Raw genomic sequence first — 542 nt, forward strand, 5'->3', positions numbered from 1 at the left:
ATCATCGCGGGCCTGGCCCGCGCCGTCCTCGCCCGCAGACCCGGCCGGGGACATGGCGCCAACGTCAAGTCGGGCACTACCAGCATCAGCAAGGCCAGCCACCCGGGGCAGCCGCTGGAGCCGCGCCCCGTCGAACGTAGGGCTCAAGGCGATGCCAAGCCCCAGAAAAACGGCACGTGTGTCGGCAGTTGCGGCAGCATCAGCTTCGCCATGGGCAGCGAGACCATCGCGCATACCGACTTCGCGTTGCCGGGTCCGTTCCCCATTGAATGGACGCGTACCTACCGCTCCAGCCTAGGTGCTTTCGATGATGGCGCACTGGGCGCGCGCTGGATCACGCCATACACCACGCGCTTCGACGTGCGGGGCGAAGGCCTGCGCTACCACGGCGCCGACGGGCGCAGCCACGGCTACCCGCTGCCCAAGGTCGGACAGTTCCATGAAGATCGCATCGAAGACCTCACCCTGGTTCGTGTACGCGATCACGAGTTGGTGCTGTGTCGTGGCTACGAACGCCGCGAGACCTACCAGCGCCACGGCGA

1 protein-coding gene is annotated in these 542 nt (G+C 67.0%); it reads left to right on the forward strand.

Features of this window, described 5'->3' with window-relative positions; all coding sequences use genetic code 11:
* A partial coding sequence (locus DIE08_RS35885; protein ID WP_221622522.1) for a DUF6531 domain-containing protein occupies positions 1–542 on the forward strand: 542 nt, incomplete at both ends.

Source organism: Burkholderia sp. Bp9004 (assembly GCF_003858025.1).
GTDB classification, from domain to species: Bacteria; Pseudomonadota; Gammaproteobacteria; order Burkholderiales; family Burkholderiaceae; genus Burkholderia; species Burkholderia diffusa.